Source organism: Anaerospora hongkongensis (assembly GCF_004339805.1).
In the GTDB taxonomy this organism is placed as follows: Bacteria; Bacillota; Negativicutes; order Sporomusales; family DSM-15969; genus Anaerospora; species Anaerospora hongkongensis.
Genome location: NZ_SLUI01000006.1, coordinates 252,911 through 273,083, shown reverse-complemented (window position 1 = coordinate 273,083; position 20,173 = coordinate 252,911). Strand labels below are relative to the sequence as shown.

Genomic DNA, 20,173 nt, shown 5'->3' with positions numbered 1-20,173 from the left:
GACTGGGCTTTAGCCTGCGCTAATTGTATCGGCTAAACATAAACAGGTCGCATTGACCTCACCGGTAACTTTTTGCAGCAATATTCCCTTATTTAGTACTAGTACGGCAGGAAATTGCTCTATACCGTACATCTGTGCCAGCCGCTTTTTCCGGGAAGCATCAACCTTGACCAGTTTAACTTGCCGCTCCCTAACGCTTGCCAGCGCTTCAAGCTGAGTAAGCAGACTGATACATTCCGGCTTATTCGGACTCCAGAACGCTACAAGCACCGGGGTGGCGGCACTGAGAATTTCGCGCTTAAAGCTGTCCTCTTCCTCCAGATACCGCTCAGCGGCAACAGCAGCAATTGCGCCATCGTTTGCTGCCGTTACCACCTGACGCAACACCTTCGCTGTGGCATCGCCGGCGGCAAAAACACCGTTTATCGATGTTTCCATTGACGGTTCTGCAAGAATATAGCCACAGTCATCCAGCTCAACCTGGTTTTTTAGGAAACCGGTGCCTGGTATCATTCCCACGTAGATAAAGACACCATTAGCAGGCATTGTAGACAGAGCACCAGTCTTAAGATTTTTGATTACAACGGCTTCGACCTCAAGCTCTCCCTTGATTTCAGCCAGAACCGAATTCCAGACAAACTCAATCTGCGGGTGCTGAAATGCCTTTTCCGCACTCGCCCGGTTACAGTCGACAATCCCCTCGTCATGAATCACAATAATGGTTACTTTACGGGCATATTTCGTAATATACAGCGCCTCTTCGATCGCTGCATCTCCATTGCCTACGACGACAACATCCTGATCCTGATAGAATTCTGCATCACAGGTAGCACAATAGGATACGCCGCTTCCCCGCAATAGCTTTTCACCAGGGATATTCAGCAGCCGGGGCTGTGCGCCAGGCGCGAGAATAACAGCCCGCGCCTGATAGGTACGCCCTTTTCGGGTATAAACTTGCTTAAGCTCCCCCTGAAGCTCGACAGAAGTCACTTCTTCCGTAATGATTTCGGTACCAAAGCCTTTGGCATGCTCAGCGAGTGCCTTCATTAGCGTTGGGCCGGAGGTGCTTGCAAAGCCCGGAAAATTGACAATCTCGCGAGTCGTAAAAGCCTGCCCGCCAACAGCGCCTTTTTCGAGCACAGCTGTCCTGAGCCTGGCTCGCGCACCGTAAATTGCAGCGGTTAATCCGGCAGGACCGCCCCCGATAATAAGCAAATCGTATTGTTGCATCAAAGCCTACACCTCACTGACTTAAATTCTCTTACCCCGGACCCCTAACTTGCCGATATACCCGTACCTTCCACATTTTCGGGAGGACAGGCAGCGGCTTGCACTTCCATACGGTCATCACTTGTCAGTATCGCCGGACGCAGCTGCTCGCCAAAATCTTCCTGAATCCATTTGTACAAGGAAAGAGCCAGTATGATGGTAATAAAAAGAATCGGCACGCTTGTCAAAACGGAGGAAAGCTGAACTACCTTCATTCCGCCTACCATTAACAGCCCTATGGTGGCGAAGAGCAGCATAACCGCCCAGAAAATACGGGACCACTTGGGAGGCTCCTGCCCATCTCTTATTTCATAACAGGCCATTGCCGACATGGTATATGCCATTGCATCAACGCCAGTTGCCTGGGAAATAAGCATAACAACAATAAAGACTGGTATCACAAGAGAACTAAGCGGCAGAGATTGCAGCAATGCGGCAATAACTCCCGGTCCGCCGGATTCTTTTAAAACTTTGCCGAGGTCGATTCCCTGATTCATGATCATATCAACCGCATAGGAGCCAAAAATCAGATAGAACAGAGCGGCGCAGCATGTACAGGTAACAATCATGTTAAGAACTAATTCCCGGATTGTACGCCCTTTGGAAATGCGGGTAAAAAACAAGCCTACGTAAATTGCCCAGGCAAACCACCAGGCCCAGTAGAACACAGTCCAGTCCTGGGGAAATCCCCCTTTGGCAATCGGATCAGTATAAAAGCTCATTCGCAGGAAGTTCTGAAACATGATACCGACGTTTTCGCTGAACAGAGAAAACATAAACGCTGTAGGCCCAACAATCATAACAAAAAGCACAATAATAAAGGATAAATACGTGTTGTAATCCGCCAGTTTTGCTATGCCCGAATAAAGGCCCTGATAACAGCTGTAGCCATACATCGCGGCAAATACGACAGCTACCAGAATTTGAACCGCCAGCGTATCAGGCACTCCGAAAAATATAGCAGTGAGCCGGGAAATCATCGGGATAACGAAGCCCAAGGCCGTAGCACAGCCGCCAACCATACCGATAATATTCAGCACATCAATCGCTTTGCCAACCCAGCCGTCAACACAGTCTCCCAACAAGCCCCGACAGGCATAGCTTGGGTACAGATAAGGCCGCTTTCTGACATAGTACATATAGGAAAAAGCAACAGCCGGGATGGTGAACGTTCCCCAGGCACTAAAGCCCCAGTGAAATATCCCGTAAGCCAATGCCCACGATCCGGCTTCCGGACTCATTGGCTTAATTCCAAAAGGTGGTCCCTGCAGATAAAAGATAGGTTCCACCATCGCCCAGTAAACCAGGCCTGCACCGGAAGCACCGCAAAACATCATTGCAATCCAGGTAAAGGTGGAGAATTCCGGTTTATCGTCACGACCGCCAAGCTTGATATTGCCATAACGGCTAAATGCCAGCCAAAGAGAAAATACCAGCGCGGCAAACGCTACGCTCTCCCACATCCAATCCGTACTGTGAGTGATGACATACATGACCTTATCAATTACCTCTTTTGCTGACTCCTGAAATATAACCATTGGTGTATAAAATAATAAACAAAAGATGGCACTGCCCCAGAACACTGGCAAATTAATCTTTGCGACTTTATTGCGCAGATCCAATTGCTCCATGATTACGTTCCTCCCTGCAGATTAGGATTCTTATTTTCCTGTACCGCCTTTCTTGTTATTTCACGTGATTGCTGCATACGGTAAAATTCGTCAGCAAGGAATGTTATAACCTTCACGCACTCTCACTAATTATAGAAACTTTGGAGTTTTCAGTAAAATACCCTGTTGTTATACCCGGTATAACAACGGCTATGGCTGACAAAATTTTGCAGCTGAGTTCTCATATTTACAGGATTAAGGAATACAATGAACCGATACCACTCTACTGCCTGCCAGACCGGAGGAGATTCATTTGGATAAATTACCGGCAAATCTCGCTGCACTATCGGTTTATATCGATTGGGGAACAATCAATAATTTTAAAATTATCCTGCTGAGTATTGTCCTGGAAGCCTTGCCGTTTGTCCTCTTCAGTGTAGTTGTTTCTGGGATTATAAATAATTTCGTCTCCGAAGAGACGATCCGGAAAATTATCCCCCGCAAGAAGCTGTTGAGCATCATACCTGCCGCTTTGCTGGGCATCATTTTTCCCGTATGTGATTGTGGTATGGTTCCGATTATCCGCCGGCTGGTTATGAAGGGGGTTCCCCTGCACACGGCAATTGCTTTTATGCTGGCAGCGCCGATTATTAACCCGGTAGTAACTGCTGCTACGTCCTTTGCCTTTAAGCTAAACGGCACTATGGTGATCTTCCGTTTGGGAACAACTTTTCTCATCGCCTGCCTGGCAGGCTGGTTAACCAGTATTTTCTTCAAAGGCAATGAACTGAGAGCAGATTCCGGTCATCATCATGCCTGCAACTGCTGCGGACCACATGCAGAAAAGCATCGCTCAAGCAGAATGTCGCTTTCCGGAAAGCTCGTCCAAACCATTCATGATGTCAGCAGCGAATTTTTTGAAATGGGTAAATATTTATTGTTAGGGTCGATGCTGGGAGCACTTTCCCAGGTCATGCTGCCCCGCTCGATATTGCTTAGCGTTGGACAGGATACTTTCTTGTCAATTGGTGTAATGATGCTGTTTGCCTTTGTCATTTCCGTCTGCTCCGCTGCCGATGCTTTTATCGCCGCTTCTTTTGCAACCAGCTTTTCACCGGGCTCACTAGTCGCCTTTATGGTGTTTGGTCCGATGATTGACCTGAAAAACACCCTCATGCTGCTCCATTCCTTCCGGACCCGATTTGTCATTGTTCTGTCCCTTATTGTAACAATTGTTTGCGGTGCGGCGGCTTATCTGATTAACCTTTGGTAAAAGGATGTGACCATTTTGAGGCACAAGTTGCGAAGCAAATATGTATTGGACTGGGATGCGCTCTTACGGTCTGCCATTTTGCTTGGCTTTATCATTTTGCTGATCTGGCTCATTAAAACAGAGCAATTGACCCTCTATATCAATCCTAAGTTTTCCAGTATGCTGGAAATTGCGGCTTATCTTCTCATCCCCATGCTTGCTGCCCAGTTGCTGACCATTTACCGTCCCATTGCGCCCCTTCATGAACCGCACAAGCACGGCAGCCGCTGGTCGTATCTCCCCTTTATAGTTGTTCTGCTGCTGGCCTTCGCACTGCCCGATCACGTTCTCAACGCCAATCTTGTTGGCACCAAAGGGCTCAACAGCCAAACGGCTGCCTCTACAATGGCCGTTTATGAAATGTCACGTCCCCTGGCTGCTACGCTCCGCCAGGCACCGCTAATTAAAGTTACTGACAAGGATTATACAGAAATTATGAATGAACTGCAGTTCTTCACTCAGGATTATGTTGATAAAGAGATTACCATGACCGGCTTTGTCTTCACACCTCCAGGAGCCACTCCTAAGCAATTTTCCCTGGTACGCTATGTAGTTGTATGCTGTACAGCAGACGCTCTTCCTTATGGAATTTTATGTGAAGCAGAGGATAAGGCCGATTACGAAGAAGGGATGTGGCTCACAGTCACAGGCCGCATTCAGCAAGTTCCCTACGAAGACAAAATGGTACCGTCCATAAAACTCACTTCCGTAAAAAAAGTCCCCGAACCAAAAGCCCCTTATGTCTTTCCACCTAGTTAAAAAAAAGCCTAAACCGTTTGGTTTAGGCTTTTTACATATGAATTTATTTTACTGCTTTATTGCCTGCTGAAGGCAGCAAGTATGCCGGTTCAGCAAGTATAGCCGCCATAATTTGCTTCTTCTTGTCCTGGTGCTGTCCACTGGATACATCAATTGAGGTACTGCCATTTACTTTAAAGTGAAAATCAACATAAAAATTCATACCATCCGCTTCAATTTCCACTCGATGACGATGTCCACCTTTATGAATTAATCCTGACACAGCAAATTTCTTGTAATTCTCGGAACAGAATTTTTCAACAGCAGCCACAAGCAGCTCTCTATTTAGCATTTTTTCTCTGCTCATAATCAGTTCTCCTCATATGTACATTTTGATGCAAGCTGTTGGCAAACAGCAGTTATAGTATACTGATAAATTATCCGTTTCGCAAATCCGCCCTTGTATCTATTTCAATTTTGCTTGTTACATAAAACATTTAGCCCTGTGGAACCCTATTTTGATAGGAGGAGGTGTCTAAGTGGATCTTATTGAGTTAATTCACCAAACCAGACTTGAGCTATGGTTTTATCAGCTCACGGAGTGGCGCATTAACCTGTTCACTATTCGCTGGTGGATGATTATTGCTGGTATAGCTGCTGCCTACACAGTCTGGTGGAAATATGTAGACAAACATCGTTTAAGCCAGATTTTATTATTTGGTTCCTTTATAGCGGTTTTCCGTGTAATTATGGATGATTCAGGTGCCTCCGCCGCACTTTGGGTTTATGCGGTCAAGCGCCTTCCGCTTGGCCATGCCCTATTCTTAAATGATCTAACAATTGTTCCTTTAGGCTTTATGCTGGTCTACCAATATTGCCACTCCTGGAAAACTTTTTTTCTCTGGTCAGTCATTACAGAAGCAGGCTACTCTTTTATCTTGCTGCCTGCCTTAGCCTACTTTGATATTCTCAGGATATACAATTGGCAGTATAGCTACACATTTTTTATCATGCTTGCTGTCGTATCGATCATGCGTGCTATTATTCTCACTGTTTTAAGAATAGAGCGCTCCAGTAAATACACGTACTCCCCTGCTCCTTTTCCGTCCTCCGTACACCCTGCATTGAAACCGCTTGAGCCAGAACGCATTAAAAAGCAAGACGATTAAGTACATAAATCAAACGACGATTCACCCAAGAGCACTTTCAGCAGTACTATTACTCTGAGATGTGCTCTTTGCTTATCAATGAGCTATCAAAGCATTCGTTTTTAAGGGTTCCAGCGGCACTTGCCCATATCCACACAACCTTCGTCTGTAAATCGTACACCCTCCGCCTCCAGCAGCTGACGCTGCACACCTGAGCCACCAAATACAAAGCCCTTAGCCAGCCTGCCATCCTGAAAAACGACCCTGTGACAAGGCACCTTTCCCTGATAGGGATTGCGATGCAACGCATAGCCCACAGCGCGGGATGCCCGCCAGCTTCCGGCCATACAGGCAACCTGCCCGTAGGATAAAACTTTGCCCTCAGGGATCTGGCGAACAATCTCATAAACTCTGTCGTTAAAGCTCATAAAACCACCTTCTATCACTGATTTCCGGTGCCATTCCCGGGAATCATTTCTTTAAATAAATTCAAAAAGTGTTTGCTGCTTGCTGATAAATTGCGGTTGCGTACCCAGACAATTTCTGTATGAGTAGCTATCGTTGGCTCGGCTACGGTCTTATATATCAGTCCCGAATCCACAACAAGCTCTTTACTGAAGTCAGGCACTAAGGCTATACCAATGCCCAGCTTGGCCCATAATAGATTATGAATGATACCGTCACTTACACAGATAATTGTCGGTTTAAATCCAGCCCGCTCACACCAGCCTAAAACCATGCTTTTCCACCGCAGCGGGATAATTAACGGCTGACCCGCCAGTTCACTAAGCCGGATCTTGTCAGGATCTTCACCGCAAATACGTCCATCCCTTTTCATCGCTACTACTAACGGCTCATCAGGCAGTGTGATGGATTCATAAATTTGAGAATCAAAGGGTGCTCTGATAATCCCAATTTCAATAACGCGGTTATCTAATAATTCTAAGATCCGGTATCCGTCACCTTCCCACAGTTGAAATGTAACATTCGGATACAAAGTATGAAATTTATTAATCCAATTAGGCAGCAAGGCAGCCCCCGAGGTAGTTACCGTTCCGATAGACAAAGTACCTGTCAAGCCGGAGTTAAGGTCGGTAAGCTCTTTAACCGTACCATCCACTAAGCCCAATATTTGCTCTACTCTTTCCCGCAGCAGACGGCCGGCTTCCGTGAGCCTTATTCTCCGGCTGCCGCGTTCAAACAATTGAACACCAAGTTCATCTTCCAGTTGCTTCATTTGTTTACTGAGAGGTGGCTGCGCTATATTAAGCCGCCTGGCAGCATGGCTGATATTTCCTTCTTCCACAATTGCAGCAAAGTGTTTCATATCCCTTATATCCATATCAATGCCTCACATTCTATACTTTTAAGGTATAGTAGCTATATATTTTCGATAATTTTATTATAGTTTGTGCTGTGTTATAATTGCAACAACAATAAATGCACTGCACAGTACCAATGGAAAGGGATGAATGTGATGCGCGCTTGTAGCTTTATTTGTCTTATAGGCGTAGTCTTTTTAATTATTGACCAATTTTATAGCGGCCTTAGCTGGGAGCGGCTTTTTATCGGCGGCTTTGTTGTCATTGCTCTATGGACTGACTGCAGCCGCTGGCTTTGTTACAAGTTCAGAAAAAGCAGGCACAGTTAAAATAAGTTTACGTTAGACTGGAGATGAGTTTTATTTTTATACAGGGATCAGATTTGTATTCCTTTGTCATCATCATTCTCTTGATGATCATCTCACCGGGAGCCAATCAGGTGTTAATTTTGCAGTCCGGAATGGTTTTAGGTCACAAAGCAGCTGCTTACAATGTCCTTGGTGTTGCTTGTTCCATGTTTCTTCACGCTTTATTTGCCGGTTTCGGCCTTTCCCTTATCATCATGCAGTCGCCAGGACTACAAGGAGTAATAAAAGGATTGGGTGCCGCTTACATTTTGTATTTAGCTGTAAAGAGTCTGCTGAATGCCTACCACCTCTATGGCGAAACGCAGTTCTCCCTGCATTCGGACATACAAACAGCTGTGCCAACAGAGGAACCCTTTTTCCACTCGTTTAAAAAAGGCTTTATCTCCAATATACTGAACGTCCAAACCTCTTTTATTTTTTTATCAATTTTTCCGCAGTACATGAATCAGCAAAGCAGCCTATTTATCCAATCCTTTCTGCTTACCGGCATTTTTATCGGCTTGCTCTTTGCCTGGTATGCCCTGCTTATCTTCCTAATAACCTTAGTACGGGAGCGCCTTCTCCATCCCAAAATCCAGATATCGATCAAGGCCTTTACCGGTCTTCTGCTATTCGGTATGGGATTTCGAATGTTTCTACGGTAACATATTAAAAAAGGATTTTTAACTAAAAGTCAGCCAGGAGAATTTCAATGATAAAAGTAATTGCACGCAGCATAATAAAAGAAAACTCTTTACCTGAGGCTCTTGTTCTTTATCAGTTATTGGTGCAGGAGACTGTAAAAGAGCAAGGTTGTATTTCCTATGAATTATTTCAGGAATTAGACAACCCAAACAACCTTACCCTGATTGAGGAATGGGAAGACCTTGAAGCTTTAAAAAGACATACGGAAACTTCGCATTTTATTACCTTAGTACAGCAACTAGCACAATTTGAAAAAGAGCTGCCAGTTCTGCTTTATAAGAAGCTATTCTAATTTATGGCTTTAACAAAGTCGAAGACCTCCAACCCTCTTACAAGGATGGAGGTCTTCGACTTTTCTGCTTATTACTGCTTTGCTGACCCAGTTCGTCCTGGAACCGGTAAAGTAAAGGCCATGACTGCTGCTGCGATGGGGACATACGCCAACAGCTGCATAGCGGCTGGCAGGCCATAGTGATCAGCATACCAGCCCAACATAGGTGTTACAATGCCGCCTACACTTACAGCTAGCCCCAGGGTAACACCAGAAGCCAGTCCAATACGGTTAGACAAGTACTTTTGCCCCAGTACAACCATAGGGCTGTAAGGCCCGAAAAGAGCCAGCCCGATCGGGATAAGGAGCAATGTCGCTAGCGTAACATTATCAAGGTAGGCAAAAGCCAGCAATAAGGGAAGTAATGCTGCACAGCCGATCCGGATCATTTTAATATGGCCAAAGCGATCTGCCAGGCGGCCTCCAAACAAGGTTCCCACAGCCCCAATACCAAATAAAATTGTTAAGGCTGTTCCACCGGCAGCATTCGATTGCTGGAATATATGAATCCAATATAAAGGAATAAAGGTATTCAGGCCATAGAAAATAATCGAACGGCAGAAAACAATGATGGTAAGCTTAGAAAACGGTCCCCATTCATCGCGGGCAGTCACAAGCTTAGTCACATGATCTGGCACTTTGGCACCCGGCTGAAATTCTTGCATACGCTTTGCAGCAGCCATTAGGACGGCTGCCATTAAAACAGCCGGTACGATTAACACAATGGTTCCTTTCAATCCCCAGATTAATAATGCACTTGTGGCGACAACCGGGCCTAGTGCAAAGCCAACCGTTCCGCCAACGGCAAAAATGCTGATGCCGGTTCCTTTTTTGGCGCCGGAAACATGGTTTGCGATTCGGGCTGCTTCAGGATGAAATGCGGCAATTCCGATACCACTAATCGTAACCGCGCCAAAAAGAGACCAGTAGTCTGCCAAAAATCCTGTTGCAGCAAGCCCTAACCCTGCCATTAACAGCCCTGCCGGCATCAGCAATGGCTTTGCTGCTTTATCGGCATAATGACCAAAGACTGGCTGAATAACAGATGAAATAAAGGTTGCGGCGAATACCAGACCGGCGGCAGCTGTATAGCTAAGATCTCTCTCCATAATTAGAAAAGGTAATATCGCGGTTAAGGCTCCCTGATTTAAATCTGTACACATATGTCCTGATGACAATAACCAAATAAAACGGTTTTTCATAACGCGCCTCCAATTCAACATATCATCTGATGTTTATAATCACTATCCGCCAGCTGATTCTGCCGGCCTCTTAGCAAGTTGCACCTAAGGACGCCTGCAGGTCTTCCATAGTCCTATCCAGGTTCTGCGCTGCCCAATACACGGCAGCCTGTTCATCCTGCCGCTCAATAGCGGCCAGCAGCTGTTCGTGAATTGATATCTGATTTTTGTGCAGTTCCTGATCGGATATTAATTTATCCAAAGCATCGCGCACTGTATTGGAAAAACTAAAATATAAATCAGTTAACACACTGTTTTTACTAGCAGCTGCAATAGCAAGATGAAACAGCAGATCCGCATCAACATAGGAGCGCTTGTCATTTACGCGTCTTGCTTCCCGCCGTTTTGCCAAGCTCTCGCGCATTGCAAGCAAATCTTCTTCCGACCTCCGCCGGGCGGCCAGCTTCGCTATCTCCAGTTCGAGAGCTCGACGAACTTCGTACACTTCCAATATGGAAGCCCGTCGCAGACGATGCTCCAGCGGCTCCAGATTATTCGTTCTATCCAGCACATAGGTGCCGTCTCCCTGGCGAACTTCCAGCAAACCTGCCTTAGCTAAAACGCGCACCGCTTCGCGGACTGTAGAACGTCCTACCCCAAACAGCGTCATCAGTTCTGTTTCCGTGGGAATTTTTTCTCCCGGTTTGAGTTCTCCCAATGATATTTTTTCCTGCAGCTGATGAATAACCTGATCACCAAGTTTTTTACGTTCTATATTTTTAAACATCAGATCATCTCCTGTTTAAAGTAAAAATATCATACTACTGAAACAAAATCAAGTAAGAACGTAATCTATTTTACGTTTTCTTCTTACGTTATCTTCACATTCAAAATAAACACTTCATATAAATATATTAATGAAAACAAAAAGATAGGAGTATGTACGTAATGGATAAACAGCTTCGTACAAATTATAAGGTATTTAATGATGAAATCCGTCCGTTATACACGCGCGAACAAACCTCAAATACCATCCTGTATAATACATTTTCTACTGCCCAAACCAATACCGTTCTCTGGACACCAGCCACCGGCAAAAGAATCTGTCTTACGGCAGTAGAGACATCCTCGCTTGCCGCCTTGGTTGTCACTCTGACCAGAACAGGCAATGCCCCCTTCCTCTCAGTTGTTTTAACAACAACACTGTCCGCTTTTAGCGAAAGCTTCCCTTCACCTGTTATCTTCGCAGCCAACGAACGGATTTCCCTTACTACCAATGCTTCAGGCACGATGTATATTACCCTTATTGGCTATGAGGTCTGACCGAAAGAAAACCGTCCGCAAAGGAGTGCTTACAACGAAAAATATAAGATTAAATCAGAATATTTTTGCCTCCAGCCTGCAGCCGCTCTTTACCAAAACAAAGACAACAGACCCAGTCAAGTATTCTACTTTTAACGTCCTCTCTTCACCTATCGCCGTTTGGACACCAGCCTCCGAGACAACTATTAATCTCACGGCAGTGCAGGCCGCTGCACCACTAGGAATAACAATTACTTTAAGCAGTGATAGCGGCAACCCATTTTTATCCTTCCGGCTTACTCAGGCAGCTGCAGTTAAAAACTTACCACTACCCTCTGCCTACAGATTAGCAAAAGGCAATTCCATCTTCGTCCGCACCTCGGACGAACAAAGCACCTGTACTACCTTTGGCGGCGCTACCGCTACCCAGGTTGCCTTTAATGGGAGAAGTGATTTTACCAATGTATCCAATGCTGTGGGTCTCGATAACGGCCAGGTTGCCACATTAAGTTCCGCCGTGCTTAACCAGACCGGCGGCAGAATCAATTTAACGTACAGCATGTCAATGGGCGACATTAATCAATTCCAGATTAAAAGTGTTGTTGTTAAATGTTACTGTCGCCTTGCCTTAACGCTTGCTGTTGGAACCAGTACAATGACCTTTTACTGGCGGCCATCCTCTGCAGTTGACTGGCTCCAGCTGCAGCAGGTAAGTCTTTCCCTGGTTGGAACAGCAGACTATCTAACCACTCCGCTCACCCAGGATATAACGGCATCTGTATTGGCAGCAACTAACCCCTGGGATGTAATTGCCAATATGCAGACCTCTTTTACCGGGCTTCATACCGGCCTGGGATTAGGAAATTCAATCCAGCTGGATGCTATCGAAGTGGAAGTTTGTGTTACAGGTATAAACAAGCTTACTCTTTTTGGCTATGAGACATGAAGGCGAAAGTTTCAATACAGGAAATATAATAAAAGTAAAAGACGGTGGTATTGCCAAATAAACAACACCACCGTCTTACTTTTTAGTTTGGGATTTTGTCCGCTAATAATTCGCCGCCAACACCAACATTGTCGTGACTATTCTCTTTTATTAGAACTGTGAAAGCCTCTGCAGGAAGTGGAATCACAGCCCTGGCTGCTTTTGTAAGATCCCTCACAAGCTGCCGCTTCTGATCCGTACTTAAGCAGGGCCCCTCAATCGTAATTATCGGCATACCGCACCTCCTTCTATTTTCTTTTCTTCATGCTTATCAAAAAAACTCCTGCAACGTTATTGCCCTTTTTTAAGCAACAACATCCACTGTTCTTTGCCGACAGCGGGATATTGTTTATACACCATGATGGTTTTCCATTTTTCGTAATGTTTGTTCTGCTTTGACGATTCTCTGATCGAAGCTGGCAATTTTATAGTCCATGCGCTCCAGTGTTCTTTCCATCTCTTCCATCCTTAGCATGAGCTGCCTCCGCTGTTCAATCAGCAATTCTTTTCGTGCTTCAACCGTTTCATCATCACCTTCAAGGAACAGCCTGACATACTCAATCAATACTTCAATGGAAAGACCTGCTCCCCGCAGACATTTGATAAATTCAACCCAATTGCAGTCTTCCTCCGTATAATTCCTGATTCCACTTTTATTCCGGTTCACACGGGGAATCAGTCCAACACGTTCGTAATAGCGTAGAGTATCCTGTGAAATATCAAATTTTCGGCTTACTTCTGTAATCGTCACCCAGTTTCACCTCTTGATTGTCCAATTTTAACTAGTATAATACCTGGAGCTGGCTTCAAGTCAAGGGTTAAATAAAAAACGTCCCGTAAAATAAAAAAACCGGACCGAAGTCCGGGGCGTTGCCACTTAGTTAACCATCAAACATTTTCCAGACAAAGATCGCAAATAACAGCACTTCCAGCAGAATAATCAGCAGAGGAATTTGATCATCACTACGACGGACCTTCAGTAAATTTATAAAGGACATTGCAAAACCTCCTTTACAGTGCTTCGTTTCCATTATATCGTACCTGTGTAACCGGGATGTTAACATTCCGTAAATTCTCTGTACAAAACCAGTATACAAGCAGATTCTGAAAAACAACTGAAAACAGCTTACAATAAAAAACCTTCGCCAAAGCGAAGGTTCTCTACTTTATTTTACAGATACATACTGATTATCTTTGATATAAAATCGCCAATAAAACTCCTTAGCCTCCTCGGCATAATCAATGCCTACCCGCTTTGCAGACACTATCGTAAAATTTCCAGGCCCGCCTTCTTCGATATAGAGCCTGCTGCCACATAAATCTTCACCGTTTAAGCGTTTATCAATTGCCAATGCTTTGCACAATTTACCCGGGCCATTCGTTAATCCCTTCGTTTGACTTTTGCTTAATTGGCGACAGGTGAGCTGAAAGCGGCTCTGGGCCATTACATCAACCCCCTCCAGCGGCTCAACAGCTCTTACCAAAACGGCTTGCGGGGTTCCTTGCTCCCTTGTAACAACATTAAAGCAGTTATACATTCCGTAAATAAGAAATACATATGCATATCCCGGCCCGCCATACATAACCTCTACTCTTGGCGTTCTTTTGCCACCGTAAGAATGAGCGGCTTTATCTTCAACCCCCATATAAGCTTCTGTCTCAACAATTTTTGCTGATATTCTTTGCCCGCCTATTTCGTGAACAAGTACCTTGCCAAGGAGATCCTGTGCAACAAGCAATGAATCTCGGTTATAAAACTCTCTGTCTAACAGTTTCATATTAATTGTGCCCGTTCCTCATTTTTACAAGATCCATTGCTTCTTTGCCTGTTACATGGTCTATTTGTATTACAATTACCGCCAAAGCTTTCCAGGCGCTGTGAATTTCTTTTTCACCTTCCAGTTCTAACCCGGGAGCGTATTTGCTATTCAATAGCCGCATGACACGCAGCTTTTCTGCATCATCTTCAATCTCACTCGCCTGGCCGAACGCAATGGCACTCCGGAAATTAGTGGTAAATTTCTCCGGATTAATTTCCTCTTTATCGATGACACAAAACGATACTTTATTATGCCGACGGATTGCATCCAGCTTGTGCCCGGTTTTGGCACAATGGAGATAGATCTTCCCCGTTTCATACACAAAATTTAACGGTACGGCATAGGGGTAGTCTCCTGTACCGCTAACAGCTAAAATGCCGGTCACTCCCCTTTCCAGTATCTCCTCGGTGAGCTCTTGAGATAAAAACTGTTTTTTTCTTCTCATTTCATGAAACATGGTATGGCCTCCTTAACTCTTTCTGATTTCATCCAGATAGCTGTATACGGTGACTTTGGAAATCTGTAATTTTTCAGCCGTTTTCTCCACGGCTCCCTTAATTAAAAATAACCCTTTTTTATCCATAAACGAGATTAGCTCAATTTTATCCTTCCGTTTCAGGGTTTCTATCTGGGTATTACCAATAATTTTATCAATTAAATCATCCACTATTTCCATAATATTTTCAAAGGGTTCAACTATAGTCTTTGGCTCTTCCTGTTCAGCTGCCATAAATTCATCCAAAAAATTCTTCATATTATGTAAATGCTCTAAGTCATAATTAATACATAAAGCTCCGATCACTTTGTTCTCAGAATTTCTTATAAGTGCCGTTGACGATTTTATCTTTCGGCCATCTTCGGTTATCGTTACATAATTTGCCGTACAATCATGTTCAAATTTTTTCGATAATAAAACGTCTTTTATTAAATGCTCGAAAGATTGTCCCACTTTTCTGCCGGTGACGTGATTATTTACCGTGTAAACCACAGAATTCTGCGGAATTGATAAATCATGGATGACCACTTCGCAATATTTCCCGAAGGTTTGGGCAATTACATTGGCAATGGATATATATTTTACTAATTCATTGTTCATCTGTGCCATTCACCAAAACTCCTCTTTTGTATAAAAAATTATACAAAACTCTTGTTATCCTATATTTTTTTATATAAAATATAGGATATGCAGATGTATATAGAGTCTATTATATATTTTTTTATACAACAGTCAAATTTACCCGAAAAAGTTATGCGAAACGAAAAAATTATGCAGAAAGGACAGGATCATGGAAAAAATTTCACCAAATTACGCCAGTCCAAATACGGGGCATTATACGCCGGGAATACTCTCTCACGGCATGCTGTATATATCCGGCCAATTATCGATTGATCCCGATACCCGTAAAGTTCCGGGAGGCGATATCGCAGCGCATGCCAGGCTGGCCTTAGCAAACCTGGACCGTGTTTTAAAAACTGCCGGGCTTGCCCGCAAGTCTGTTGTTCAGTGCCGAGTATATGTGTCGGATATTGACCAATGGGACGCCGTTAATCAGGTTTACGCTGATTTCTTCGGTGCACATAAGCCGGCACGGATTGTAATTCCCGTAGGAAAACTTCACTTTGGCTGTCTTGTGGAAATTGAAGCCGTTGCGGAGGTTCATAAAGCATGAATTATATCTGTTCAAAATGCGGCAAAACAGCAGCAACCACCACACGGGCTGCCAAATGCGCTTGCAGCGGCCTGTGGAAACTGGCATATAGCCCTCCGAAATTTGACCTGTCATTAATTGATCAGACTACTTGGAGCATCTTCCGTTACCGGGCTTTCCTGCCCTTAACAGAAGAAACGTGGCGGGATATCAGTCTGGGTGAAGGCCTAACACCTGTCATTCAGTTTACCGAGGATGTACTGCTAAAAATGGATTACTTTATGCCGACTTTGTCTTTTAAGGACAGGGGCGCCGCTGTATTAATCGCCCATTGCAAAGCAATCGGGGTGCATTCTGTTGTTCAAGACAGCAGCGGCAATGCTGGAAACAGCGTGGCAGCTTACTGCGCGAAAGCCGGTATTGATTGTGAAATCTTTGTGCCGGAAGGAACTTCACCGAAAAAAATTGATATGATCAAAGCTCATCAGGCACGGGTCAATATTATTCCCGGTACACGTGATAACTGCGCCGATGCCTGCCGTGCCAAGGTAGATACAGAAGGAAAATATTACGCAAATCATGTATACAACCCGTTTTTTTATGAAGGCACAAAAACATATATGTATGAAGTCTACGAACAATTGCACAGAATCCCTGCCACCATTTTCGTTCCCCTGGGTAACGGCACTCTGTTTATCGGTATTGTAAAAGCACTGGAGGAATTTCTGGCAAGTGGAATCATCGAGAAAATGCCGCATATTATAGCGGTGCAAAGTGAGTATTGCGATCCTTTCGTAAAAGCTGTCCTGGCAAAAGATAAGCTGCCTGCTGCTGTGATTCCTAAGCCGACAATGGCAGAAGGAATCGCTATCGGCATTCCCATGCGCGGTCAGGAAATTCTAGAATACACCTACAGACACAACATTGAAATGATTACTGCTCCAGAGGATCGTATTCTGGAAGCCAGAATGGCACTTGCTGCTAAAGGCATCTACTGTGAGCATACCACTGCAGCGACGTATGCCGCTTATTTGCAGTATTGCGAACTGAATGGGAAAACGGCCGATTGTTTAATACCGATGTGCGGTGCGGGCTTAAAATCCGATCATTAATTTCATTTAAAAAAGAAGCCAGGCTTAGCCTGGCTTCTTCTTTTTTATGTAGCAGCTATTCCGCCCTACTCATCAACAAGACGGTAACCAACTCCTATTTCGGTCAGGATATACCGCGGTTTTGCAGGATTTTTTTCGATTTTCCGCCTAAGCCCCGCCATAAGCGCCCTGAGAGCCTGCGTATCACTGCCATAGCCGATACCCCATATCTCTTTCAAGATCTGTTTAGTTGTCAGCACTTTGCCTATATTCTTAAAAAAGAGGGCCAGCAAATTATATTCCATGGGTGTAACATGAGTCTCGCTGCCATCAACATAAAGCAGCCGTTTTTCCAGATCAATCTGCAGTCCTCCTACCTGAAGAATACTCTGCACTTTGCCGCCGTGGTTCTGCTTATATAAATAGCGCAACACCACACGGATCCGGGCAAAAAGCTCGGTCGCCGAAAAAGGCTTGGTCAAATAGTCATCGGCCCCCAAATCCAGAGCGGCAGCTTTCTCTTTATCCTGATCACGTGCCGAAATAACGATAATCGGCATATCCGACCATTCGCGCACTTTTCTAATGATCTCCATACCATCGATGTCCGGCAGTCCCAGATCAAGCAGCATCAGATCGATTGGTTCCGAAACCAGCAGGCTTAATGCGCCCTCACCAGTACTTGCGGCAATATGTCTGTAGCCTTCGGCATTCAATAAATAACAAATGTAATTGCGTATCTGCCTGTCATCCTCAACAGCAAGGACGTACGTATTATATTGCTGCATGTTCTTTCACCTCCAACGGGAGCGTAAAGATGAACTCCACTCCTGGCCCGTCTCTACGATTATGGGCTGCTATGCTGCCACCATGAGCCTTTACCACTGCATCGCATATGGGAAGGCCCAGCCCGATGCCAGGCTGTGCATCGGAATGCTTAACGCGTGACGTATAAAACATCTGAAAGATATTGGGCAGCTCAGAAGATGCAATCCCCTCACCACCGTCACGCACCGAAAACACGGCACAACTTTTATCTGCATCCTTTGTCACCGAAACGCGGATTTCATCCTCCAAAGCGGTATGCTTAACAGCATTATCCAACAGATTGATTAACACCTGCCTAATCAGCTTGGCATCCATCGGTACAAGCAATAATTCATCCGGAACATTTACGGCAATTTCCCGGTCCGGGTAGTGACGGGAAATATGACGAATAGCAGCTCCAACCACCTCTTCGGCGGCCTCCTCCTGTTTGTTCAGTACCAGTTTCCCGTCCTGCAGCCGGGTCAGGCTCAAAATATTTTCAACAAGAGAATGCAGCCAATTGGCATCTTTGTGAATTCCTGCCATAAGAGGGTAGCGCAAATCATCCTTCGCTGTCATATTCAGCAGCATCTCCGATGTTCCAATAATACCGGCCAGCGGAGTACGCAAATCATGCGAAATCGATCGCAGCAAATTCCCCCGAAAGCGCTCCTGGGCAATTTCCTCATTGGATTTTATGCGCTGCTGCATGGCCCGAAAACGGTCCATAGCCAGAGCGATGCTTTCAATCATGGCGTGCAGCACTCGTGTTTGCGAGGTATTCATGGCTTGGGCCGCTGCTGTGGGAACCCGGATGAGCCCAAGCATTGTTTCCTTGCCATAGATCGGCCATTCATAGAACTGGGTTCCTGCAGCATAGTCGGTTTTTTCCTCTGCCAAGAGGCCCAAAAGTGCATCCACATCCGGTATTTCCCGGTGAGGCTCCTTATAAGAATCTCCCTGCTGCATAAAAGTCTGTTCCGGTTTGCCATTCGTATCAAACCACAGGCAGCCGACATTATTGTCCAGCAGCTTACTGATTGCGCTAGCCGCTATTTTGGCAATATCCCGAATATCGGCAGCATCTGTAAGGTGATTTGTTAGAGTATAAAGGATTTTTGTTCCCGCTTCTTTTTCACGAGTTTCTGCTGTTTTTTGGTTTACTAAGGTCGTAATGCTTTTAATGCGCTTTAACATCCTTAAGCCCTTTCTTGCAAAATTCACGCTTTCTCACAATTCTCTCACACGTTTGTTTGCTTTCTCACACCGTACTCACAACATTTTTGCTATAATAACTTTCATTGAGCTAATTGCTTGAAGGGGCAAATAACCTGCCGGATTTGACGGAAGGAGGCGTCTTCCAGTGAAAGTAACCGATTACCAGATTGCTATGACCCAAGCCGGTTTCCGATTAATTACTATTAAAGCTTGCCCCGTTACTGATCCGGCAGACAATGCAGAACACCACACATGCTTGTGGCCGGATGCCCAGCTTGCCGAATTAAAAAGCTCAGTCGCTGAGCACCATAAATATAGCGCCAAAGTCTTGGTACAACTCCATTATTCAGCTATAGCACCCGCTACGGAATACCCACTGGACATGCTTGCTCAGGAAGTGGCTGCGGCCGCTGGAAACTGCCGGGATGCCGGTGCTGATGCTGTCGAAGTCTATGTACAGTATCAACTCCTGCTCCCCCTTATTGAGGGTATCAAACAACAAGTAGGCACTGAATATCCTGTCATCGTAAGAACAGATGACCTAACTATGATAGAAATAGGCTCAATTACCAGGCAGGTGGAAGAAGCCGGAATCAATGCGCTTCTCGTCTCAGCCGGTTCTGGATATTTATGTTATCTGGAAGAAAAGATCAGTAACTCCGTTACGATCCCTGTTTTGTTAAAGTTTTTGTTATTGCCAGTAACCAACACGCTTACTTTTATCTCGCGAAAGATATCTTGCCGGTTGGCAAGGCGAATGTATTAATTACGATCTGAACAGTCTTACTATCTTACTTTAGTATAACAATCCCCAGAAAAAAAGTACAATTCTTGAGGAACGGCGCAAAGAGTTACCGCTCTGATTATATACTGTAACAATTTGAACGAAAGGGGAATCAGCGTGTCGAGAACTATTTTTATTACTTGCACTGACCGGGAGAGACTGGAGAAATTAATCCAGACAGAAGAAGAATTTGTTCCAGGCAGTAAAACACACCTGACAGAATTAAAGTCTGAATTGAAAAGGGCTGTGATCGTAGAATCGCAGGCTATTCCCGAAGATGTCATTACAATGCGCTCACAGGTTTTACTGAAAGATTTAAGCAGCAACGAAGAAATGGTCTGTACACTGGTTTATCCAGATGAAGCCGACATGCTGGAAGGGAAGATTTCCGTACTGGCACCAATAGGCATGGCTATTTTAGGGTACCGGGAAAATGACAGGGTCGAATGGGCTACACCCGGCGGAATCGCCCAGCTGCAGATAGAAAAAATTCTCTTTCAGCCTGAATCCAGCGGTCATTATGATTTATAACAGCAGCCATATAAAAAAGGCCA

Annotated in this window: 25 protein-coding genes; 11 read left to right on the top strand and 14 right to left on the bottom strand. The window is 44.9% G+C overall.

Annotated elements, in window-relative coordinates; translation table 11 throughout:
* Positions 1-9 precede the first annotated feature (9 nt).
* Both trxB and EV210_RS10955 read right to left on the bottom strand, forming a co-directional pair.
* Positions 10-1,230, bottom strand: coding sequence for a thioredoxin-disulfide reductase (gene trxB / locus EV210_RS10960; RefSeq protein ID WP_207900705.1), 1,221 nt, complete (start codon positions 1,228-1,230; stop codon positions 10-12).
* A 44-nt stretch (positions 1,231-1,274) separates the two neighbouring features.
* Positions 1,275-2,900 (bottom strand): BCCT family transporter, encoded by a 1,626-nt coding sequence (locus EV210_RS10955; protein WP_132079938.1) that lies wholly within the window; start codon positions 2,898-2,900, stop codon positions 1,275-1,277.
* 292 nt (positions 2,901-3,192) lie between these two features.
* On the opposite strand from EV210_RS10955, the gene EV210_RS10950 reads away from it, so the two are divergent.
* Positions 3,193-4,152: a permease gene (locus tag EV210_RS10950; protein ID WP_132079935.1), complete on the top strand. Its 960-nt coding sequence runs from the start codon at positions 3,193-3,195 to the stop codon at positions 4,150-4,152.
* 15 nt (positions 4,153-4,167) lie between these two features.
* Complete coding sequence (locus EV210_RS10945; RefSeq protein ID WP_132079932.1) at positions 4,168-4,950, top strand: TIGR03943 family putative permease subunit; 783 nt, start codon at positions 4,168-4,170, stop codon at positions 4,948-4,950.
* 43 nt (positions 4,951-4,993) lie between these two features.
* On the opposite strand, the gene EV210_RS10940 is transcribed toward EV210_RS10945, so the two are convergent.
* Positions 4,994-5,296 carry a hypothetical protein gene (locus EV210_RS10940; RefSeq protein ID WP_132079929.1) on the bottom strand — a complete coding sequence of 101 codons (303 nt, stop codon included), beginning with the start codon at positions 5,294-5,296 and terminating at the stop codon, positions 4,994-4,996.
* A gap of 172 nt (positions 5,297-5,468) precedes the next feature.
* Here EV210_RS10940 and EV210_RS10935 point away from each other — a divergent pair, with 172 nt between their 5' ends.
* Positions 5,469-6,098, top strand: coding sequence for a CBO0543 family protein (locus EV210_RS10935; RefSeq protein ID WP_132079926.1), 630 nt, complete (start codon positions 5,469-5,471; stop codon positions 6,096-6,098).
* A gap of 101 nt (positions 6,099-6,199) precedes the next feature.
* Here EV210_RS10935 and EV210_RS10930 read toward each other — a convergent pair whose 3' ends face one another.
* Positions 6,200-6,505 carry an MGMT family protein gene (locus EV210_RS10930; RefSeq protein ID WP_165898871.1) on the bottom strand — a complete coding sequence of 102 codons (306 nt, stop codon included), beginning with the start codon at positions 6,503-6,505 and terminating at the stop codon, positions 6,200-6,202.
* Positions 6,506-6,519: 14 nt separating this feature from the next.
* On the bottom strand, positions 6,520-7,419 hold the full coding sequence (locus EV210_RS10925; RefSeq protein WP_132079924.1) for a LysR family transcriptional regulator: 900 nt from the start codon (positions 7,417-7,419) through the stop codon (positions 6,520-6,522).
* A 332-nt stretch (positions 7,420-7,751) separates the two neighbouring features.
* Between EV210_RS10925 and EV210_RS10920 the strand changes: the two genes are divergently transcribed.
* Both EV210_RS10920 and EV210_RS10915 read left to right on the top strand, forming a co-directional pair.
* On the top strand, positions 7,752-8,411 hold the full coding sequence (locus EV210_RS10920; protein WP_132079921.1) for a LysE family transporter: 660 nt from the start codon (positions 7,752-7,754) through the stop codon (positions 8,409-8,411).
* A 47-nt stretch (positions 8,412-8,458) separates the two neighbouring features.
* A complete protein-coding gene (locus tag EV210_RS10915; RefSeq protein WP_132079918.1) occupies positions 8,459-8,743 on the top strand; it encodes a putative quinol monooxygenase in 285 nt (94 codons plus the stop codon).
* Positions 8,744-8,814: 71 nt separating this feature from the next.
* Here the strand turns inward: EV210_RS10915 and EV210_RS10910 are convergent, their stop codons facing one another.
* Both EV210_RS10910 and EV210_RS10905 read right to left on the bottom strand, forming a co-directional pair.
* The gene (locus EV210_RS10910; protein ID WP_132079915.1) at positions 8,815-9,984 is read right to left on the bottom strand and encodes an MFS transporter; all 1,170 of its coding nucleotides are present in this window, start codon (positions 9,982-9,984) and stop codon (positions 8,815-8,817) included.
* 70 nt (positions 9,985-10,054) lie between these two features.
* On the bottom strand, positions 10,055-10,750 hold the full coding sequence (locus EV210_RS10905; RefSeq protein ID WP_132079912.1) for a FadR/GntR family transcriptional regulator: 696 nt from the start codon (positions 10,748-10,750) through the stop codon (positions 10,055-10,057).
* Between the two features lie 161 nt (positions 10,751-10,911).
* Between EV210_RS10905 and EV210_RS10900 the strand changes: the two genes are divergently transcribed.
* Together EV210_RS10900 and EV210_RS10895 are read left to right on the top strand one after the other, a co-directional pair.
* Entirely contained in the window at positions 10,912-11,286 is a 375-nt protein-coding gene (locus EV210_RS10900; protein ID WP_132079909.1) for a hypothetical protein, read from the top strand.
* Positions 11,270-12,211 (top strand): hypothetical protein, encoded by a 942-nt coding sequence (locus EV210_RS10895; protein ID WP_207900704.1) that lies wholly within the window; start codon positions 11,270-11,272, stop codon positions 12,209-12,211. Before EV210_RS10900 ends, EV210_RS10895 begins: the two co-directional genes overlap by 17 nt.
* Positions 12,212-12,293: 82 nt before the next feature.
* On the opposite strand, the gene dmpI is transcribed toward EV210_RS10895, so the two are convergent.
* From dmpI to EV210_RS10870, 5 genes are all read right to left on the bottom strand, one after another.
* Positions 12,294-12,485: a 4-oxalocrotonate tautomerase DmpI gene (dmpI, locus tag EV210_RS10890; RefSeq protein ID WP_132079906.1), complete on the bottom strand. Its 192-nt coding sequence runs from the start codon at positions 12,483-12,485 to the stop codon at positions 12,294-12,296.
* 114 nt (positions 12,486-12,599) lie between these two features.
* On the bottom strand, positions 12,600-13,001 hold the full coding sequence (locus EV210_RS10885; RefSeq protein ID WP_132079903.1) for a MerR family transcriptional regulator: 402 nt from the start codon (positions 12,999-13,001) through the stop codon (positions 12,600-12,602).
* Positions 13,002-13,416: 415 nt separating this feature from the next.
* Positions 13,417-14,028, bottom strand: coding sequence for a DNA-3-methyladenine glycosylase (locus EV210_RS10880; protein WP_132079900.1), 612 nt, complete (start codon positions 14,026-14,028; stop codon positions 13,417-13,419).
* 1 nt (position 14,029) lies between these two features.
* Positions 14,030-14,527 (bottom strand): pyridoxamine 5'-phosphate oxidase family protein, encoded by a 498-nt coding sequence (locus EV210_RS10875; RefSeq protein WP_132079897.1) that lies wholly within the window; start codon positions 14,525-14,527, stop codon positions 14,030-14,032.
* 12 nt (positions 14,528-14,539) lie between these two features.
* Positions 14,540-15,175 (bottom strand): helix-turn-helix transcriptional regulator, encoded by a 636-nt coding sequence (locus tag EV210_RS10870; RefSeq protein WP_132079894.1) that lies wholly within the window; start codon positions 15,173-15,175, stop codon positions 14,540-14,542.
* Between the two features lie 181 nt (positions 15,176-15,356).
* On the opposite strand from EV210_RS10870, the gene EV210_RS10865 reads away from it, so the two are divergent.
* Both EV210_RS10865 and EV210_RS10860 read left to right on the top strand, forming a co-directional pair.
* Entirely contained in the window at positions 15,357-15,740 is a 384-nt protein-coding gene (locus EV210_RS10865; protein ID WP_132079891.1) for a RidA family protein, read from the top strand.
* On the top strand, positions 15,737-16,831 hold the full coding sequence (locus EV210_RS10860; protein ID WP_132079888.1) for a threonine synthase: 1,095 nt from the start codon (positions 15,737-15,739) through the stop codon (positions 16,829-16,831). Before EV210_RS10865 ends, EV210_RS10860 begins: the two co-directional genes overlap by 4 nt.
* Before the next feature lie 65 nt (positions 16,832-16,896).
* Here EV210_RS10860 and EV210_RS10855 read toward each other — a convergent pair whose 3' ends face one another.
* Both EV210_RS10855 and EV210_RS10850 read right to left on the bottom strand, forming a co-directional pair.
* Positions 16,897-17,598, bottom strand: coding sequence for a response regulator (locus tag EV210_RS10855; protein WP_132079885.1), 702 nt, complete (start codon positions 17,596-17,598; stop codon positions 16,897-16,899).
* Positions 17,585-18,814, bottom strand: a complete 1,230-nt coding sequence (locus EV210_RS10850; protein ID WP_243650514.1) for a sensor histidine kinase — start codon at positions 18,812-18,814, stop codon at positions 17,585-17,587. Before EV210_RS10850 ends, EV210_RS10855 begins: the two co-directional genes overlap by 14 nt.
* 166 nt (positions 18,815-18,980) lie before the next feature.
* On the opposite strand from EV210_RS10850, the gene EV210_RS10845 reads away from it, so the two are divergent.
* Entirely contained in the window at positions 18,981-19,601 is a 621-nt protein-coding gene (locus EV210_RS10845) for a beta/alpha barrel domain-containing protein (protein ID WP_132079882.1), read from the top strand.
* Between the two features lie 135 nt (positions 19,602-19,736).
* Positions 19,737-20,150: a nucleoside diphosphate kinase regulator gene (rnk, locus tag EV210_RS10840; protein ID WP_132079879.1), complete on the top strand. Its 414-nt coding sequence runs from the start codon at positions 19,737-19,739 to the stop codon at positions 20,148-20,150.
* The last annotated feature ends 23 nt before the right edge of the window (positions 20,151-20,173 follow it).

Excerpts from the sequence above, each read along its gene's own strand:
- trxB (WP_207900705.1), bottom strand. The coding sequence starts at position 1,230 with ATGCAACAATACGATTTGCTTATTATCGGGGGCGGTCCTGCCGGATTA.
- EV210_RS10955 (WP_132079938.1), bottom strand. The coding sequence starts at position 2,900 with ATGGAGCAATTGGATCTGCGCAATAAAGTCGCAAAGATTAATTTGCCA.
- EV210_RS10940 (WP_132079929.1), bottom strand. The coding sequence starts at position 5,296 with ATGAGCAGAGAAAAAATGCTAAATAGAGAGCTGCTTGTGGCTGCTGTT.
- EV210_RS10930 (WP_165898871.1), bottom strand. The coding sequence starts at position 6,505 with ATGAGCTTTAACGACAGAGTTTATGAGATTGTTCGCCAGATCCCTGAG.
- EV210_RS10925 (WP_132079924.1), bottom strand. The coding sequence starts at position 7,419 with ATGGATATAAGGGATATGAAACACTTTGCTGCAATTGTGGAAGAAGGA.
- EV210_RS10920 (WP_132079921.1), top strand. The coding sequence starts at position 7,752 with ATGAGTTTTATTTTTATACAGGGATCAGATTTGTATTCCTTTGTCATC.
- EV210_RS10915 (WP_132079918.1), top strand. The coding sequence starts at position 8,459 with ATGATAAAAGTAATTGCACGCAGCATAATAAAAGAAAACTCTTTACCT.
- EV210_RS10910 (WP_132079915.1), bottom strand. The coding sequence starts at position 9,984 with ATGAAAAACCGTTTTATTTGGTTATTGTCATCAGGACATATGTGTACA.
- EV210_RS10905 (WP_132079912.1), bottom strand. The coding sequence starts at position 10,750 with ATGTTTAAAAATATAGAACGTAAAAAACTTGGTGATCAGGTTATTCAT.
- EV210_RS10900 (WP_132079909.1), top strand. The coding sequence starts at position 10,912 with ATGGATAAACAGCTTCGTACAAATTATAAGGTATTTAATGATGAAATC.
- dmpI (WP_132079906.1), bottom strand. The coding sequence starts at position 12,485 with ATGCCGATAATTACGATTGAGGGGCCCTGCTTAAGTACGGATCAGAAG.
- EV210_RS10880 (WP_132079900.1), bottom strand. The coding sequence starts at position 14,028 with ATGAAACTGTTAGACAGAGAGTTTTATAACCGAGATTCATTGCTTGTT.
- EV210_RS10875 (WP_132079897.1), bottom strand. The coding sequence starts at position 14,527 with ATGTTTCATGAAATGAGAAGAAAAAAACAGTTTTTATCTCAAGAGCTC.
- EV210_RS10870 (WP_132079894.1), bottom strand. The coding sequence starts at position 15,175 with ATGGCACAGATGAACAATGAATTAGTAAAATATATATCCATTGCCAAT.
- EV210_RS10865 (WP_132079891.1), top strand. The coding sequence starts at position 15,357 with ATGGAAAAAATTTCACCAAATTACGCCAGTCCAAATACGGGGCATTAT.
- EV210_RS10860 (WP_132079888.1), top strand. The coding sequence starts at position 15,737 with ATGAATTATATCTGTTCAAAATGCGGCAAAACAGCAGCAACCACCACA.
- EV210_RS10855 (WP_132079885.1), bottom strand. The coding sequence starts at position 17,598 with ATGCAGCAATATAATACGTACGTCCTTGCTGTTGAGGATGACAGGCAG.
- EV210_RS10850 (WP_243650514.1), bottom strand. The coding sequence starts at position 18,814 with ATGTTAAAGCGCATTAAAAGCATTACGACCTTAGTAAACCAAAAAACA.